At 68.7% G+C, this 15,018-nt stretch carries 13 protein-coding genes, 1 tRNA gene and 1 other RNA gene; 9 read left to right on the top strand and 6 right to left on the bottom strand.

The window, feature by feature from the left end; genetic code table 11:
* Together A5704_RS10245 and A5704_RS10240 are read left to right on the top strand one after the other, a co-directional pair.
* The coding region (locus A5704_RS10245; protein ID WP_082954822.1) for a thioesterase domain-containing protein at positions 1-1,673 on the top strand (1,673 nt) is incomplete at its 5' end.
* 38 nt (positions 1,674-1,711) lie between these two features.
* The gene (locus A5704_RS10240) at positions 1,712-2,434 is read left to right on the top strand and encodes a class I SAM-dependent methyltransferase (RefSeq protein WP_067747263.1); all 723 of its coding nucleotides are present in this window, start codon (positions 1,712-1,714) and stop codon (positions 2,432-2,434) included.
* On the opposite strand, the gene A5704_RS10235 is transcribed toward A5704_RS10240, so the two are convergent.
* Complete coding sequence (locus A5704_RS10235) at positions 2,431-2,868, bottom strand: SRPBCC family protein (RefSeq protein WP_067747234.1); 438 nt, start codon at positions 2,866-2,868, stop codon at positions 2,431-2,433. The two genes, A5704_RS10240 and A5704_RS10235, sit on opposite strands and share 4 nt — an antisense overlap.
* A gap of 67 nt (positions 2,869-2,935) precedes the next feature.
* Between A5704_RS10235 and A5704_RS10230 the strand changes: the two genes are divergently transcribed.
* Together A5704_RS10230 and A5704_RS10225 are read left to right on the top strand one after the other, a co-directional pair.
* Positions 2,936-4,327, top strand: coding sequence for an FAD-binding oxidoreductase (locus A5704_RS10230; RefSeq protein WP_067888840.1), 1,392 nt, complete (start codon positions 2,936-2,938; stop codon positions 4,325-4,327).
* A complete protein-coding gene (locus A5704_RS10225) occupies positions 4,324-5,631 on the top strand; it encodes a class I SAM-dependent methyltransferase (RefSeq protein WP_197508469.1) in 1,308 nt (435 codons plus the stop codon). The genes A5704_RS10230 and A5704_RS10225 overlap by 4 nt, the downstream gene beginning before the upstream one ends.
* A 59-nt stretch (positions 5,632-5,690) precedes the next feature.
* Here the strand turns inward: A5704_RS10225 and A5704_RS10220 are convergent, their stop codons facing one another.
* From A5704_RS10220 to ffs, 3 genes are all read right to left on the bottom strand, one after another.
* Positions 5,691-7,523, bottom strand: coding sequence for a DNA polymerase III subunits gamma/tau (locus tag A5704_RS10220; RefSeq protein WP_067888846.1), 1,833 nt, complete (start codon positions 7,521-7,523; stop codon positions 5,691-5,693).
* 162 nt (positions 7,524-7,685) lie between these two features.
* The gene (locus A5704_RS10215) at positions 7,686-8,978 is read right to left on the bottom strand and encodes an aminotransferase class I/II-fold pyridoxal phosphate-dependent enzyme (RefSeq protein WP_067747231.1); all 1,293 of its coding nucleotides are present in this window, start codon (positions 8,976-8,978) and stop codon (positions 7,686-7,688) included.
* A gap of 134 nt (positions 8,979-9,112) precedes the next feature.
* Positions 9,113-9,207, bottom strand: an RNA gene (gene ffs / locus A5704_RS10210) — signal recognition particle sRNA small type.
* Positions 9,208-9,272: 65 nt separating this feature from the next.
* Here ffs and A5704_RS10205 point away from each other — a divergent pair.
* Both A5704_RS10205 and A5704_RS10200 read left to right on the top strand, forming a co-directional pair.
* Positions 9,273-9,358, top strand: a tRNA-Ser gene (locus A5704_RS10205).
* Between the two features lie 93 nt (positions 9,359-9,451).
* A complete protein-coding gene (locus A5704_RS10200; protein ID WP_067783460.1) occupies positions 9,452-10,243 on the top strand; it encodes a hypothetical protein in 792 nt (263 codons plus the stop codon).
* A gap of 10 nt (positions 10,244-10,253) precedes the next feature.
* Here A5704_RS10200 and A5704_RS10195 read toward each other — a convergent pair whose 3' ends face one another.
* Together A5704_RS10195 and A5704_RS10190 are read right to left on the bottom strand one after the other, a co-directional pair.
* A complete protein-coding gene (locus A5704_RS10195) occupies positions 10,254-10,997 on the bottom strand; it encodes an enoyl-CoA hydratase/isomerase family protein (RefSeq protein ID WP_067783463.1) in 744 nt (247 codons plus the stop codon).
* A gap of 14 nt (positions 10,998-11,011) precedes the next feature.
* Positions 11,012-11,392 carry a hypothetical protein gene (locus A5704_RS10190; RefSeq protein WP_067278284.1) on the bottom strand — a complete coding sequence of 127 codons (381 nt, stop codon included), beginning with the start codon at positions 11,390-11,392 and terminating at the stop codon, positions 11,012-11,014.
* A 146-nt stretch (positions 11,393-11,538) separates the two neighbouring features.
* Between A5704_RS10190 and A5704_RS10185 the strand changes: the two genes are divergently transcribed.
* The 3 genes from A5704_RS10185 to A5704_RS10175 form a co-directional block, all read left to right on the top strand.
* The gene (locus A5704_RS10185) at positions 11,539-12,018 is read left to right on the top strand and encodes a lipoprotein LpqH (RefSeq protein ID WP_067747255.1); all 480 of its coding nucleotides are present in this window, start codon (positions 11,539-11,541) and stop codon (positions 12,016-12,018) included.
* 94 nt (positions 12,019-12,112) lie between these two features.
* Entirely contained in the window at positions 12,113-13,813 is a 1,701-nt protein-coding gene (locus tag A5704_RS10180; protein ID WP_067888837.1) for a hypothetical protein, read from the top strand.
* Positions 13,810-15,018, top strand: a 1,209-nt coding sequence (locus A5704_RS10175) for a CHAT domain-containing protein (RefSeq protein WP_067780865.1), incomplete at its 3' end; no start/stop codon positions are given. The genes A5704_RS10180 and A5704_RS10175, both read left to right, overlap by 4 nt.

Genomic DNA, 15,018 nt, shown 5'->3' with positions numbered 1-15,018 from the left:
CGGGATCGGATGTCGTACCGATCGGTGCGCCGGTGCCCGGCGCCGCGCTCGTCGTGCTCGACGGCTGGCTGCGCCCGGTCTCGGCCGGTGTCGTCGGCGAACTCTACGTGGCCGGACGCGGTGTCGGAGTGGGCTATTGGCGTCGGCCCGGACTGTCCGCTTCGCGGTTTGTGGCGTGCCCGTTCGGACCGCCCGGAACGCGGATGTATCGCACGGGGGATAGGGTGCGCTGGCGCGCCGACGGGCAACTCGAGTATCTCGGGCGCACCGACGATCAGGTCAAGATCCGCGGCTACCGGGTCGAACTCGGCGAAATCCGCACCGCGCTAGCCGAACTCGAGGGCGTCGAGCACGCGGCCGTGATCGCCCGCGAGGACCGCCCCGGCGAAAGGCGCTTGGTCGGTTACATCACCGGCACCGCCGACCCGGCCACCGTGCGCGCGGAACTGGCCCGACGGCTACCGGCCCACATGGTCCCGGCCTCGGTCATGGCACTGCAGGCGCTGCCCCTGACCGTCAACGGCAAGCTGAACACGCGGGCGCTGCCGGCGCCCCGGTACGCGGACGGCGACCGGTACCGGGCCCCGGCGAATTCGGTCGAGAAGGTCCTGGCAGACATTTACGCGCAGGTGCTCGGTGTGGAACGAGTCGGAGTCGACGACTCGTTCTTCGACCTGGGCGGTGACAGCATTTCGGCGATGCGGGCAACCGCGGCGATCAATGCGGCCCTGGGCGCGGGCCTGGCGGTGCGCACCCTGTTCTACGCGCCGTCCGTTCGGCGCCTCAGCCGGCAACTGGGCACGCCCGCGAGCGCCGAGGAGTTGGTGCCCGTCGAGACCCTCAACGAGGGCAGCGGTGTACCACTGTGGTGCATCCATGACGGCTTCGGACTCAGCTGGCCGTACCGAGCGTTGGGCCGGTACCTGGATTGCCCAGTCATCGGAATCAACCGCGTCCCACAAAACGGCGAGGGCGAACCCGAATCGATTCGGGCGATGGCGGCCAGATACGCCGACACGCTCCAAGCGCTCTATCCCGACGGGCCGTACAAGCTGCTGGGCTGGTCCTTCGGCGGCGTCGTCGCCCAGGAACTCGCGATCGAGCTCCAGAGACGCGGATGCGTGGTCCAAAGCCTGGTGTTGCTCGACGCTCCCTATTCGGCTACCAAGGGCGTAACCAGGCTCGGCGCCAACAAGATTCGCGCATCGGCCGAGAGTCAGATCCTTCAGCGAATTCTCCGCGCCAACGGCATAGACGCTCAGCCGGGTCCCCTCACCTATCAGCGCGCCGAAGAATTGATTCGCCAGAAGCTGGGCAGCTCCATCCTGCCGCCGAAAGAGCTGTTGGAGTTCATGGTCAACAGCGCCAACGCCAGCCAATCGTTCCTGGCCGAGCACGTGCCGGAGGTGTTCGACGGCGACATGGTCGTGTTCTCCGCCGCCCGCAACGGACACCGAAATGGCGGCGACCCAACGCTATTGGCGCAAATGCACAAGATGGGAACTCACCTGGCGGCCAGGTCGCGGCTGAAGAAGTGGAAATCGCATACCGCCGGTTCCTTCACGGCATACTCGATCGACTGCTCGCACTACGACATGTTGAGCACCGCGTCGCTCAACATGTATGGCGAGCACCTCAAATTTGCTCTGGAGAACGCGAGGCGGTCACGGTGAAGAAACGGCAAACGGTTGATTCGGTCGACTTTGCGCGCATGCCCAGGGGCGGGCCGGACGCCTCCTGGCTGGACCGGAGGTTACAAACCGACCGGCTTGAATACCTGGACCGCGACGACGTCGACGATCTCAAGCGCAGGGTGATCGCCGCGCTCGACCGCGCCGAACGACGACGGTCGCGCGCGCACGAGGGGTTGGCCCGGGTGGCGCTCGCCGAGGTGGCTGATGTGCCCTCCCCGAAGATCCTCGAACTCGGGGCCGGATTCGGCGGTCTGTCGCGCAGGCTGCTGGCCAACCACCCCACGGCGCATGTCACGGTCACCGACGTCGATCCCGCGTTCGTCGCCGAGGTCGCCGCCGGCGACCTGGGCGCACACCCGCGGGCGACGGTGCGGCAGATGGACGCCACCGCGATCGACGCCCCGGACGGCCACTACGACCTCGCGCTGTTCGCGCTGTCGCTGCACCATTTACCCCCCGAGCAGGCCGCCCGGGTGTTCGCCGAGGGAACCCGCGCCGCGAAGAAGTTGCTGATCATCGACCTCCGCAGGCCTCCGGCGCCGCTCCACGTCATGGTGCTGGCGGCGGTGCTCCCGTTCACTCGGCTGATCCCGTTGGCACACGACGGGGTCATCAGCTCGTTGCGGGCGTACAGCCCGTCGGCGCTGACGGCGCTCGCAAGGCATGCGGATCCGTCGATCAATGTCGAGTTCCGCACTCGGGCGCTCGGGCCGACGGTGGCGGTCGCCAGTCGCGCCTAGCCCTCCAATTCCCGCTTGAGGTTGGCCAAGACCTCGCCCTGAATCCTCTTCAGTCCCAATGGTGCAAACGTCTTCTCGAAGAATCCCTTGACGCCGCCCGCGCCGGTCCAGGTGGTCTTCACGGTGACGCTCGAGCCGGGCCCGGCGGGCGCCACGGTCCAGTTGATGATCATCGACGAGTTCGCGTCCTTCTCGATGACCGAGTGGCCGGCGACGTCGACGTTGACCTGCACGTCGCGGACTCGGGACTTGGTGGCCTGCAACTTCCACTTGGCGACCGTGCCGGCCCCCTGGCCGCCCTGTAACACCTGGTAGCCGCTGTACTGCGGGGACAGAATTTTCGGACGGACCGTCTCATAGTCCGCAACCGCCGCCAAGGTGGCGGCCGGCTCCACATTGACCAAAATCGTGCTGGCAGCACTCACCTGTCCCAAAACAACTCCTGAAGCTATGCCCGCCCGCGCTCGGGTGCACGGGCTGTGGTCGAAGACTAGGGTATATGTGGTGCCTGTCCCTGGATCTGCACTGTCGGCGCACAAGTCGGGCGTTGACCGGTTGATGGCGAGTTATCGATCCATCCCCGCGACGTCCGCCGTCCGGCTCGCCAAACCAACGTCAAATCTGTTCCGCGCCCGCACCAAACGTGACGCCCCGGGCCTGGACACATCGGGGCTGACCGGCGTGCTGGGTGTGGATCCCGAATCCCGCACCGCCGACGTCGCCGGCATGTGCACCTATGAGGACCTGGTCGCCGCGACCTTGCCTTTTGGCCTTTCGCCGCTGGTCGTCCCGCAGCTGAAGACCATCACGCTGGGCGGGGCGGTCAGCGGCTTGGGCATCGAGTCGGCGTCGTTCCGCAATGGCCTGCCGCACGAATCGGTGCTGGAGATGGACATCCTCACCGGTGCCGGCGAATTGCTGACCGCCTCCCGCACCGAGCACGCCGATCTCTTTCGCGCCTTTCCCAATTCCTATGGGACGCTCGGGTATTCGACCCGGCTGCGGATCGAGCTGGAGCCCGTCGCGCCGTTTGTGGCGTTGCGGCATGTGCGCTTCCGCTCGTTGCCCGAGCTGGTCGCGGCCATGGAACGCATCATCGACACCGGCGGCCAGGGCGGCACACCCGTCGACTATCTCGACGGCGTGGTGTTCAGCGCGGACGAAAGCTACCTGTGCGTGGGCCGGCGAACCACCAACCCGGGGCCGGTGAGCGATTACACCGGGAAAAACATCTACTACCAATCGATTCGGCACGACTTCCCAGGCGTGGAAGCCACCAAGGACGACCGGCTGACGATGCACGATTACTTCTGGCGCTGGGACACCGACTGGTTCTGGTGCTCGCGGGCATTCGGTGTGCAGAACCCCCGATTGCGGCGCTGGTGGCCGCGCCGCTACCGGCGCAGCAGCGTCTACTCGAAGCTCGTCGCCATGGACCAGCGGTTCGGTATCGCCGATCGGATCGAGAAACGCAAGGGGCGTCCGCCGCGGGAGCGGGTGGTCCAAGACGTGGAGGTTCCCGTCGAGCGGACCTGCGAATTCTTGGAGTGGTTCCTGGGCAACGTGCCCATCACCCCCCTCTGGCTGTGCCCGCTGCGGCTGCGCGACCACGAGGGCTGGCCGCTGTATCCGATGCGGCCCGACCACACGTACGTCAATATCGGCTTTTGGTCTTCGGTGCCGGCGGGCACCACGGAAGGTGGAACCAACCGGAAGATCGAAGCGAAGGTGAGCGAATTCGACGGGCACAAGTCGCTATATTCCGACTCGTACTACGCCCGCGAGGAATTCGACGAGTTGTACGGCGGCGAGGCCTACAACACGGTCAAGAAAACCTACGATCCCGATTCCCGTCTCCTCGACCTCTACGCAAAGGCGGTACAACGGCGATGACGACGATCAAAGAACCCCACCGCACCACCGGCAAGCTCAGCATGGCGGAGATCCTGGAGATCTTCGCCGCGACCGGGCACCATCCCCTGAAGTTCACGGCCTACGACGGCAGCATCGCGGGCAGTGCGGACGCCGAACTGGGCCTGAACCTGCGAACCCCGCGCGGCGCCACCTACTTGGCCACCGCTCCAGGCGAACTCGGCCTCGCCCGCGCGTATGTGGCGGGCGACCTGGACCTCTACGGCGTCCACGCCGGTGATCCCTACCAGCTGCTCAAGACGCTCACCGACCGCGTCCAATTCAAGCGGCCGCCGGCTCGCGTCCTCGCGAACGTGGTGCGTTCGATGGGGCTCGAGCGGCTGGTGCCGGTCGCCCCGCCGCCGCAGGAGACGCCACCCCGGTGGCGCCGGATTGCCGACGGGCTGATGCACACCAAGACCCGCGACGCCGAGGCCATCCACCACCACTACGACGTCTCCAACACCTTCTACGAGTGGGTGCTCGGCCCGTCGATGACGTACACGTGCGCGGTCTACCCCGACGCCGACGCGACGCTGGAGGAGGCCCAGGACAACAAGTACCGGCTGGTCTTCGAGAAGTTGAGGCTGCAGCCGGGCGACCGGCTGCTCGACGTCGGCTGCGGGTGGGGCGGCATGGTCCGCTTCGCCGCCCGACGCGGCGTCCGGGTGATCGGCGCCACCCTGTCGAGTGAGCAGGCCAGGTGGGCGCAGCGGGCGATCGACGAGGAGGGACTCGCGGGCCTCGCCGAGGTCCGCCATTCCGACTACCGCGACATCGCCGAAGGCGGGTTCGACGCAGTGTCCTCGATCGGGCTGACCGAACACATCGGCGTGAAGAACTACCCGGCCTACTTCGGGTTCCTGAAGTCGAAGCTGCGCACCGGCGGCCTGCTGCTCAACCACTGCATCACCCGCCACGACAACAAGTCGACGTCGTTCGCGGGTGGTTTCACCGACCGCTACGTCTTCCCGGACGGCGAGCTGACCGGCTCGGGCCGCATCATCACCGAGGTCCAGGACGTGGGCTTCGAGGTGCTGCACGAGGAGAACTTCCGGCACCACTACGCGATGACGCTGCGGGACTGGTGCCGCAACCTGGTCGAGCACTGGGACGAAGCCGTCGACGAGGTCGGCCTGGCCACCGCCAAGGTGTGGGGCCTGTACATGGCGGCCTCGCGGGTGGCCTTTGAGCAGAACAACCTGCAGCTGCACCACGTGCTGGCGGCCAACGTCGACGCGTGCGGCGACGATCACCTGCCGCTGCGGCCCTGGTGGGCGCCCTAGCCTTCTGGCGGCGACCCTCCGCCCGGCCCCGCCGCGCTTGCGATCGCCGCTAGCCGGCGTCAGGCGTTATCGATCCGGCGCGCGCCCAGCTCGTTCTGTAGCAGCTCGAGCGCGACCTCCTCGGGGTCGCGGCGCGGCTCCGACGCCTCCGTGCGGCCGGCTTCGGCGAGCATGTGCTCCTCTTCGTCGCGCTGGGCCAGGTCGGGCGGGGGCTCGGCGGCCGGCGGTGCCGGCGGCGCCGACTCGACCGGTGTCGCGGCGCCCACCTCGCAGCGCACCCGCCAGTTGACGCCCAGGGCATCCTTGAGCGCTTCGGCGATGACGTCGGCGTTGCGCTGTTCGCACAGCCGCTTGGCCAGCGGCGCCGACGAATGCGTCAGCACCAGCGTGTTTTCCTCGATCGCCCGGACGGTCGCGCCCGCCAGCATCACCTCGGTGGTGCGGCTGCGCTGACGCACCTTTTCGCGCACGGTCGGCCACATGGTTCGCACCGCGGCGGCGTTGAGTTCGCCCGGCGCGGCCACCGGTTCGGCGACAGGCGGCGCCGGGACCGGCTCGGGGACCGCGGGCGCCGGGACCGGTTCGGGGACGGCCTCCGGCATGGGTACGGGCGGCGCCGACCTGGGCGGGGCTGCGTCCCGGGGCCGGGCGGCCTCCCTGCGCGGCCGCACTGGAGCGGCGACCGGCGGCGGGTGCGCGACGGCGGCCTCGGAGGCGGGAATGGACATGTCAAGCCGGGTCTCGATCCGCTCGACGCGCTGCAGCAGGGCCGACTCGGTGTCGCTGGCCGAGGGCAGCAGCAGCCGCGCGCAGACGACCTCCAGCAGCAGGCGCGGGGCCGTCGCCCCCCGCATCTCGCCCAGCCCGGCCTGCACGACCTCGGCGTAGCGGGTCAGGGTAGCCGACCCGAGGCGGGTCGCCTGGTCGCGCATCCGGTCGAGCACGTCCTCGGGGGCGTCCACCACGCCGCGGCTGACGGCGTCCGGAACGGCTTGGAGCACGAGGAGGTCGCGGAACCGCTCCAGCAGGTCGGTCGCGAAGCGCCGCGGGTCGTGGCCCGCGTCGATCACCGATTCCACCGCGCCGAACAGGGCCGCGGCGTCCGACGCGGCCAGGGCGTCCACCGCGTCGTCGATCAGCGCGACGTCGGTGGCCCCCAGCAGTCCGAGCGCGCGTTGGTAGGTGACGTGGGGCCCCCCGGGACCAGTCTCAGAGCCCGCCAGCAGCTGATCGAGCACCGAGAGCGTGTCGCGCGGTGAGCCACCGCCGGCACGGATCACCAGCGGGTACACCGCGTCGTCGACGACGACGCCCTCCTGTTCGCAGATCCGGCCGATCAACGCCCGCATGGTCTTCGGGGGTAGCAGCCGGAACGGATAGTGGTGGGTGCGCGACCGGATCGTCGGCAACACCTTCTCCGGTTCGGTGGTGGCGAAGATGAAGATGAGGTGCTCGGGCGGTTCTTCGACGATCTTGAGCAGGGCGTTGAAACCCGCGGTGGTCACCATGTGCGCCTCGTCGATGATGAACACCCGATAGCGCGACTGCGCCGGCGCGTAGAACGCGCGGTCCCGTAGTTCGCGCGTGTCGTCCACCCCGCCGTGGCTGGCGGCGTCCAGCTCGACCACGTCGATGCTGCCGGGGGCGTTCGGGGCCAGCGCCGTGCACGATTCGCAGACCCCGCACGGGTTGGCGGTGGGACCCTGCGCGCAGTTCAGCGACCGGGCCAGGATGCGCGCCGAGGACGTCTTCCCGCAGCCCCGGGGGCCGGAAAACAGGTAGGCGTGGTTTATCCGGCCGGCCTCCAGGGCGATCGACAGCGGTTCGGTGACATGCTCCTGCCCCACCACTTCGGCGAAGGTTGCCGGACGGTACTTGCGGTAGAGGGCCACGGTCAGCAGGCTACCGGCGCGGTCCGACCACGATGCGGGCACGGCAGGGCCCGCTGAGAAGCCGGACAGTAGGCCCGGTGACTAGAGCGCGACGGGCTTTGAGTGTGCATCAGCGGCATTCGGTGTGAGCCCTGGGCGATCCGGCTCGGCGTGTCGTCGCCCTCAGCTCACACTCGATGCGGCGGAGACGAGCAGCGACTCCGAGGCCGCCAGCAGCGCGCAGGTGGCCAGCCCGTCGACCGCGTCGCGCAGGTCGGGCAGCGACGGGAATGTCGGCGCGATCCGGATGTTCTTGTCCTCCGGGTCTTTCCGGTAGGGGAACGACGCCCCCGCCTCGGTCACCGCGATGCCCGCGTCCTTCGCCAGCGCCACGGTCCGGCGCGCCGTCCCGGGCCACACGTCGAGGCTGATGAAGTAGCCACCCTGGGGTTCGGTCCACGTGGCGATCTTGGAATCGCCCAGCCGCTTGTCCAGGATGTCCAGCGCCAGCTCGAATTTGGGCGAAAGTATCTGCTGGTGCCGCAGCATGTGCAGGCGCACGCCGTCGGCGTCGCGGAAGAAGCGCAGGTGCCTCAGCTGGTTGACCTTGTCCGGGCCGATCGACTTCTTGCCCGCGTATTGCAGGTACCACGCGATGTTGCCCAGCGAGCCGCCCAGGAAGCTGACGCCGGCGCCGGCGAAGGTGATCTTGGAGGTGGACGCGAAGACGTAGGGCCGGTTCGGGTTGCCGGCCTTGGCCGCCAGCCCGAGCACGTCGACCTGCCGGATGAAGTCGTGCGTCAGGGTGTGCACCGCGTAGGCGTTGTCCCAGAACAGCCGGAAGTCCGGCGCGGCCGTGCGCATCTGCACCAGCCGGCGCACGGTTTCCCACGAGTAGGTGATGCCGGTGGGGTTGCCGAACACCGGCACCGACCACATGCCCTTGATCGCCGGATCGGCGACCACCAGCTCCTCGATGAGGTCGACGTCGGGCCCGTCGGCCAGCATCGGGACGGGGATCATCTCGATGCCCATCGTCTCGGTGATGGCGAAGTGCCGGTCGTAGCCGGGAACGGGGCACAAGAACTTGACGCTCGCCTCGTCCTTCCAGGGGCGCTGCGAGTCGACGCCGCCGTACAGCATCGAGAAGGCGACCAGGTCGTGCATCAGCTCCAGGCTGGAGTTGTTGCCGGCGATCAGGTTGGGCACCGGGATACCGAGCAGCTCGCCGAAGATGGCGCGCAGCTCGGGCAGGCCGTGCAGACCGCCGTAGTTGCGGGTGTCGGTGCCCTCGCTGTCGCGGTAGTCGTCGCCGGGCAGGCTCAGCAGCTGGTTGGACAGGTCGAGTTGCTCCGGCGCCGGTTTGCCGCGGGTCAGGTCGAGGGCCAACTTCTTGGCCTGCAGAGCCGCGTAATCCTGCTGGTTGCGCGCGTGCGCGGCGGCGAGCTCTTCCGGGCTGAGGGAATCCAGCGACACGGCGGACCCTTTCGCTGTTCCTGGCGGCGATCGCACGCGCGGCTAAGCCGGGCGCAGCGGGTCGCCACTCATCAAACCTGGCGGCGATCGCAAGCGCGGCGGAGCCGGGCGAAGCGGGTCTGCCACTCAATGGACATAGGGGACCCCGCGCACCCGACAGAGCCCATTGACCCTTGCTGCCTTCCGGCCCTGGGGGAGTTCACAGGATAGACGCCGCGCGGGGTCCACCGCGAGTGTAATACCTGGCGCGGAGCGCGTGGTGGCCGCTATGGCGGCCTCGGTTACCATGGCCACGGAGGATTCGCCTAGTGGCCTATGGCGCTCGCCTGGAACGCGGGTTGGGTTAACAGCCCTCGCGGGTTCAAATCCCGCATCCTCCGCAATTGGTCCGCCATGCGGACAAAGCACGAATTGGTATGGATTCGGGTTGGCCGCCTTTAGGCTGGCGTGAACTCAACAGCACGAGGAGGGGTATGGGGCGCAAGATTGCCGTGCCGTGGCACCTGCTGTTCTCCCTCGTCGCCGGCGCCCTGTACTTCTTTTTCGTGTTGCCCCGTTGGCCGGAGCTGATGGGTGACACCACGCATTCGTTGGGAACGGCGCTGCGTATCACGACGGGTGCGCTGATCGCCTTGGCCGCGCTGCCTGTCGTTTTCAACCTGCTGCGGGTGCGCAAGCCGGAGCTGGGGACGCCTCGGCTCGCCCTGACGCTGCGGGTCGCCTCGATCGTCTGCCATGTGCTGGCGGGTGTGCTGATCATCGGAACGGCGATCAGCGAGATCTGGCTGAGCCTGGACACCGCGGGACAGTATCTGTTCGCCATTTATGGGGCGGCCGCGGCGATCGCGCTGCTCGGTTTCTTCGCGTTCTACCTTTCGTTCGTCGCCGAGTTGCCGCCCCCACCGCCGAAACCGATCAAGGTGAAGGAACCCAAGAAGCGCCGGCTGCGCGGCAAGAAGTCCGACGAGGCCGAAACCGACGAAGACACCGAAGCCGCCGACGAAGACACCGCGGCCGAGACCGAAGAAGCCGAGACCGAAGAAGCCGAGGCCGGCGAGCCGGAGGAGGCCGAGACCGTCACGGCCGAGAGCTCCACGGCCGCCGAGCCCGACGCCACGGCGGAACCCCAGGCTGCGACCGAAGAGCCCGCCGAGGAGACCGAGGAAGGCCCGGCCAGGTTGCGCAACCGTCGCCCGACGGGGAAGGGGTCGCACCGGATGCGGCGCCGGCGCACCAGGGGCGGGGTCGCCCTCGATGAGGAATAGCCGGACCTGATCAGTCGCGCCGCCGCAGGCGCTCCACGTAGGCGGCGATGCGTTGCCGGGTCTCGTCCGCGCCCCACATCTGGCGGACCTCGTCGTCGACAGCGCCACCCTCGCGGATCCGCGCCATCGCCGGGGCCCGCAGCTGGGTCTTGGTCCGGCGGTAGGCGGCGGCGGGGATGCCGCCTAGATCCGAGGCCTCGGCCACAGCCTCCTCGAGGAGATTGTCGGCGACGACGCGATGGGCGAGTCCACGAGCGACGGCCTCCGGCCCCCGATAGTTGCGTCCAACCAGCAGCACTTCCTCGGTGTGGTCCCCGCACGCGTAGCGCATCACCTCCAGCGCCGCGACCGGGAACGGCACGCCGACGCGCACCTCGGCCGCTCCGATGGGCGCCTCGGGCCCGATGAGGCGGCGGTCGCAGGCACACGCGAGCACGCACCCGCCCGCGATGGCGGCGCCGTTGATCGCCGCGACGGTCGGTCCCGGATAGGCGAACACCGCCTCGAACGCCGCGGACAGCGCCGGGACCAGCCGATCGGTGTAGGCGGCGCCCCCGTCGACCACGCGGTTGAGGTCGACCCCGGCACTGAACGCCCGGCCCGCCCCGGTGACAACCAGCGCGCCGGGGTCCGAACGGCCCAGGTCGCGGACCGCCGAGGTCAGCGCCTCGAGCAGCTCGACGTCCTGGGCGTTGACGGGACCCGAGGACATGGTCAGCACCCGCACGGATTCGACGGTCTCGATGTCGATCATCGTCACATCCTCGGTCAGCGGCTCACGGCCGCGATGACGACCGGAATGTCGGTGTTCTCGTCGGTGTGGTAGCTGGCGCACACGCGGTGGTAGCCGTCGGCGATCTGCAACGGGGCACCGGTCGGGAAGTCGCCGCGCACCAGCAGGATGGGCGACAGCGGTTGCCCCTTCTCGATTTTGGTGAGGTCGGCCGCGACGTGCGGATTGTCGACGGGCAGTAGGCCCAGGCGTGCCGCACGCAGGATGTCCTTGGCCTTCCGGTGCGTGACCGTGCCGGCCTTCAACTTTTTGATCACCTTTTTCACGGTCGCGGGGTCCGCGAGCATGGTGAGGTAGTCCGCGGCCGCCGGAAAGTCATGGGCCTCAGGCTTTTCCAGCCACTTCACGCTCAGCATCGCGTGCCTCCCTTTTGTCAGCGCCGACCCCGACGCAGCCTACCGGCTCGACGCCGCGAAATTTGGGATCGGTAGCGAATCCGGGGGTCTGTACTTGCGCCATGACGACGCCATCGGGGCGGCGCATGGAGGAAGGAAATCGCAAAGTGAAACGACTTCTCGCGGCTGCGATTGGGACACTGGGCGCCGCATCGGTGCTCGTGGGGTGTTCCAGCGGCGGCCACACGGCCAGCCCGGCATCGAGCACGGCACCCAGCGTCGCCCACGGCGGCGGGGCGCAGGTCAAGGTGGGCGGCACCGACCTGGCGGGCCTGGACCCGGCTTCGGTGACCTGCGTGAAGACCGGCGGCAAGATCAACATCGGCAGTGGTTCCAGCGGCGGACGGCAGGCGCTCGCCGTCGTGATGACCGACGAGTCCACCCCGAAGGTCGAGTCGCTGGCAATGGTTGTCGACGGCAACGCGCTGTCGGTCAGCAACAACATGGGTGCGAAGGTCGGCTCGGCAGACGTGGCGGTGGACGGTAAGACCTACACCATCACGGGCCAGGCGCAGGGCGCCGACCTGAAGAATCCGATGGCCGGAATGATCACCAAGGACTTCAACATCAAGGTGACCTGCGGCTGATCGGTCGCGACCGGGCGGCGGACGTGCTCACTCACGCGTCCGCCGCTCGCCGCTTTCCCTGCCCGGACCACATCCGCGGACTTATGATGCAGCCGTGTCGATCCCCGACGAATTGGACAACGCGCGCCGCCTGGCGTACGCGGCCGACGAAGCCGGGGCCCGTGATCTGTTGCTGTCCTTGATACCGCGCATCGAGCGGGAAGACCGGGACGATCTGATGCTGGAAGTCCTTGCCCAGCTCGGCGAGATCTATCTCGACCGTGGCGCGAATGACGGCGTGCGCGAATCCATCCGGCGCATTCAAGACTGCGTATCGATCTATGCGAGCATGCCCGCCGACGCCGGCATCACGCACATGATCCGTCGGTACTCACGGCGGGCTCAGTTTCTGCAGGCCGGCCTGGCCGCGGCGATCGGCGACCACGAAGGCGCGGCCGCGGCGTTGGCCACGCTGGACGACGACGGCTCGGACGCGGACCTTCCCGACCTGGCCGACGAACACGCGCGCCTGCGCATCCATGCCCGGGTCCTGTGCGCGACGGCGCTCTGCGACGACGACCTACATGTCCGGTCGGTTCCGCTGTGGCAGAACGTCGTTGGCGCCATGGAAGACTACAACGGTACGGGCGCGGACGCTGACCACGTTCGGGTCGTCGCCGGTACCGGCTACGGAAGGTTCTGCGTCGAAACCGGCCGGCTATCGGAAGCGGATCCCTGGCTGCGCCGCGCGGAAGCCCGGGCCCAGGCCAACGGCTGGGAGCTTGCCACGGCGCGAGCGCAATTGGAGCGGGCGGCGGCGTGCTGGGCGGCCAACAACCACGCCGGCACCGAGCAACTGGTTTCCGAGGCCTACCCCGTCATCGCCCGTCACGACCGGGCCCACGACGCCGCCCGCTGCTGGCTTTTCATGGGACTCACCCGACTGGGGGCCGGCAAGCTGGAAGCCGCCGACGAATGCTGGGGACACGCCGAGCGGCACTGGCGGGAATTGGGAAAGCCGCTGTATCTGCACCGTATCCTGTTGCAACGTAGCTGGATAGCGATCTTCTGGAGCCGCTTCGCCGACGCGGTCGAGCTGATCGCCCAGGCCCGTGAACTGCTCGACTCGTCGCCGCGCAGCAGCTGGCTACAGTACGCGCTGCTCGACAATCATCTCGGAACCGTGTGGCGCGCGGACGCGTTGGCCGACCTCGGCTTCGACAGCTCGGGCGATCCCGACGAGACGCTGCAGGAGACGGAGGCGCGCCAGGCGGAGGGGCTCGGAATCCTCCACGGCGAGGTCGGCACCGAAAAATACCGGCGCGGCATGACCAAACTCCAGCAGGCCGCCGAGCTCAAGGTTCCCGCAGCGCTGGCCGTTGACTCGGTGCGGTATTCGATCGCCGACGCCGACGCGAGATCCCGCTGGGCCACCACCGTTTCCGGCCCCGTCCTGGCCGGCGCCTTCGCCGTCGCCTGGGAATGGGAGAACACCGAGCTGATCAGCCAACTGGTCGAATACCACAGCGCGCGCGGGACTTTCGATACCGGTGACCAGCGGCCGCGCACCGGCGAATGGGCATCGACGGCCACCCCAGCGGTCCCGGTCGATCCCGATCTGGAGCCCGCGCCCGCGCTGGCGGCGGCCGGCTCGCCGGCTACCGGTGGCGCATCGCTGACCCGGCTCGGGCCGTTGCCGCCGCTGCGCATGCAGCCCGAAGCGGAGCCGATCCTGAGCCAGTATCGTGAGCTGGCTCTCCAGCGCTACGGCCGCGCGGTCACCGCGGCCGAGGCGGCCTGGTCGACGTGGCCATGAGCGAGACCGATCGAACCACGCTGATCCTGAGGTATGCCGACGTCGGGATCGCCACCTACGCCAGCTTGCGGGTCGTCGGGGAGCCGTCGCGGACCGTCAACTGGGTCATCGAAGAGCCGCTGCTGCTGGCCGCGCTCGACGAACTGGTGAGCGCCCTGCCCGAGCCGTACGGCACCGAGGGACGGCGCGACGCCATCGAGCGCGCGCTGACCACCGGGCCCTTCGCGGCGCCGGACAGAGAGCTGACGCTCGCCTACATCCTCGGGGTGCTGTTGATCGGCTCCCCCGGCTGGCAGCTGTTGACCGAGTGCGTGACCCAGCCGCGGGCGGTGCTGTTCGTCTCGCCCAGCGCGCGGCTGGCTCGGGTTCCCTGGGGACTGCTGGCGTTGCCGAAATCGGGGCCCAGCAAGGAAGAATTGGTGCGCGCGCGCCAGGATGCCATCACCGCAAGCGGCCGGACGGCGGCCCGAATCCCGTGGCAGCTCGCCGATATCGAAAAGCACACCGACGGTCACCGGCTGATGGAACTGGTCGACGTGTTGCTGGCGGTCCCGCCGAATATCGTGCACTCGCCGCGGGTGACGGTCTCCTGGGGCGCGAGGAAGGACGGTCCGCCGCTCCTGGTGCTCGATCCCCGGGTGCCGGGACAGCGCCCCGACTCGGCGCTGGGCTCGGTGCTCGGCAGGCCCTCGCCTGCAACGCCATTGGCACAATACTTCACCGACGTGCTGGAGCACCGGCCGGTGCTGCCGTCCGTGGACGCCGCGGTCGAATTGTTCCGTCGCCAGGATGCCGACCGCACGTGGCTGGCCAAGCTGTTGACCCTTGCGCCGAGCAGGCTGCTGTATGTGGGCCACGCCAGTTCGGCCGACGGCCAGGCCGATCGGGCCGCGCTGCACCTCGCCGACACCGCCGAGATACCCGGCGACGCCGAGGCTATCGGCGATCACCGCCCGCTGACCGCCTCGGACCTGATGTCCTTAGCGCTGCCGATGCCGCCGCGGGTGGCCCTGCTCGCCTGCGGCTCGGGTGGGGACTACCAATTCGACGAGGCGACCGGGCTGGTGGCGGCGATGATCCTGGGCGGCGCCCAGTTGGTGACGGCCACCCTGTGGTCGCTACCCACGTCCGCGGCGTATCGCCAGTTCACCACGGCCACCGCCGATCCGATGGCCGGTGTCGTTGTCGCCGTGGATCGCGCCCAT

It is taken from the genome of Mycobacterium sp. E735 (assembly GCF_001666955.1).
Classification (GTDB): domain Bacteria; phylum Actinomycetota; class Actinomycetes; order Mycobacteriales; family Mycobacteriaceae; genus Mycobacterium.
Note: the sequence above shows the minus strand (reverse complement) of the source record. Positions and strands in the feature narration are given on the sequence as shown.

Bases quoted from the DNA above. Each gene is read 5' to 3' on its own strand.
- A5704_RS10225 (WP_197508469.1), top strand. From the start codon at position 4,324: ATGACGACGATCAAAGAACCCCACCGCACCACCGGCAAGCTCAGCATG.
- A5704_RS10200 (WP_067783460.1), top strand. From the start codon at position 9,452: ATGGGGCGCAAGATTGCCGTGCCGTGGCACCTGCTGTTCTCCCTCGTC.
- A5704_RS10195 (WP_067783463.1), bottom strand. From the start codon at position 10,997: ATGATCGACATCGAGACCGTCGAATCCGTGCGGGTGCTGACCATGTCC.
- A5704_RS10240 (WP_067747263.1), top strand. From the start codon at position 1,712: ATGCCCAGGGGCGGGCCGGACGCCTCCTGGCTGGACCGGAGGTTACAA.
- A5704_RS10190 (WP_067278284.1), bottom strand. From the start codon at position 11,392: ATGCTGAGCGTGAAGTGGCTGGAAAAGCCTGAGGCCCATGACTTTCCG.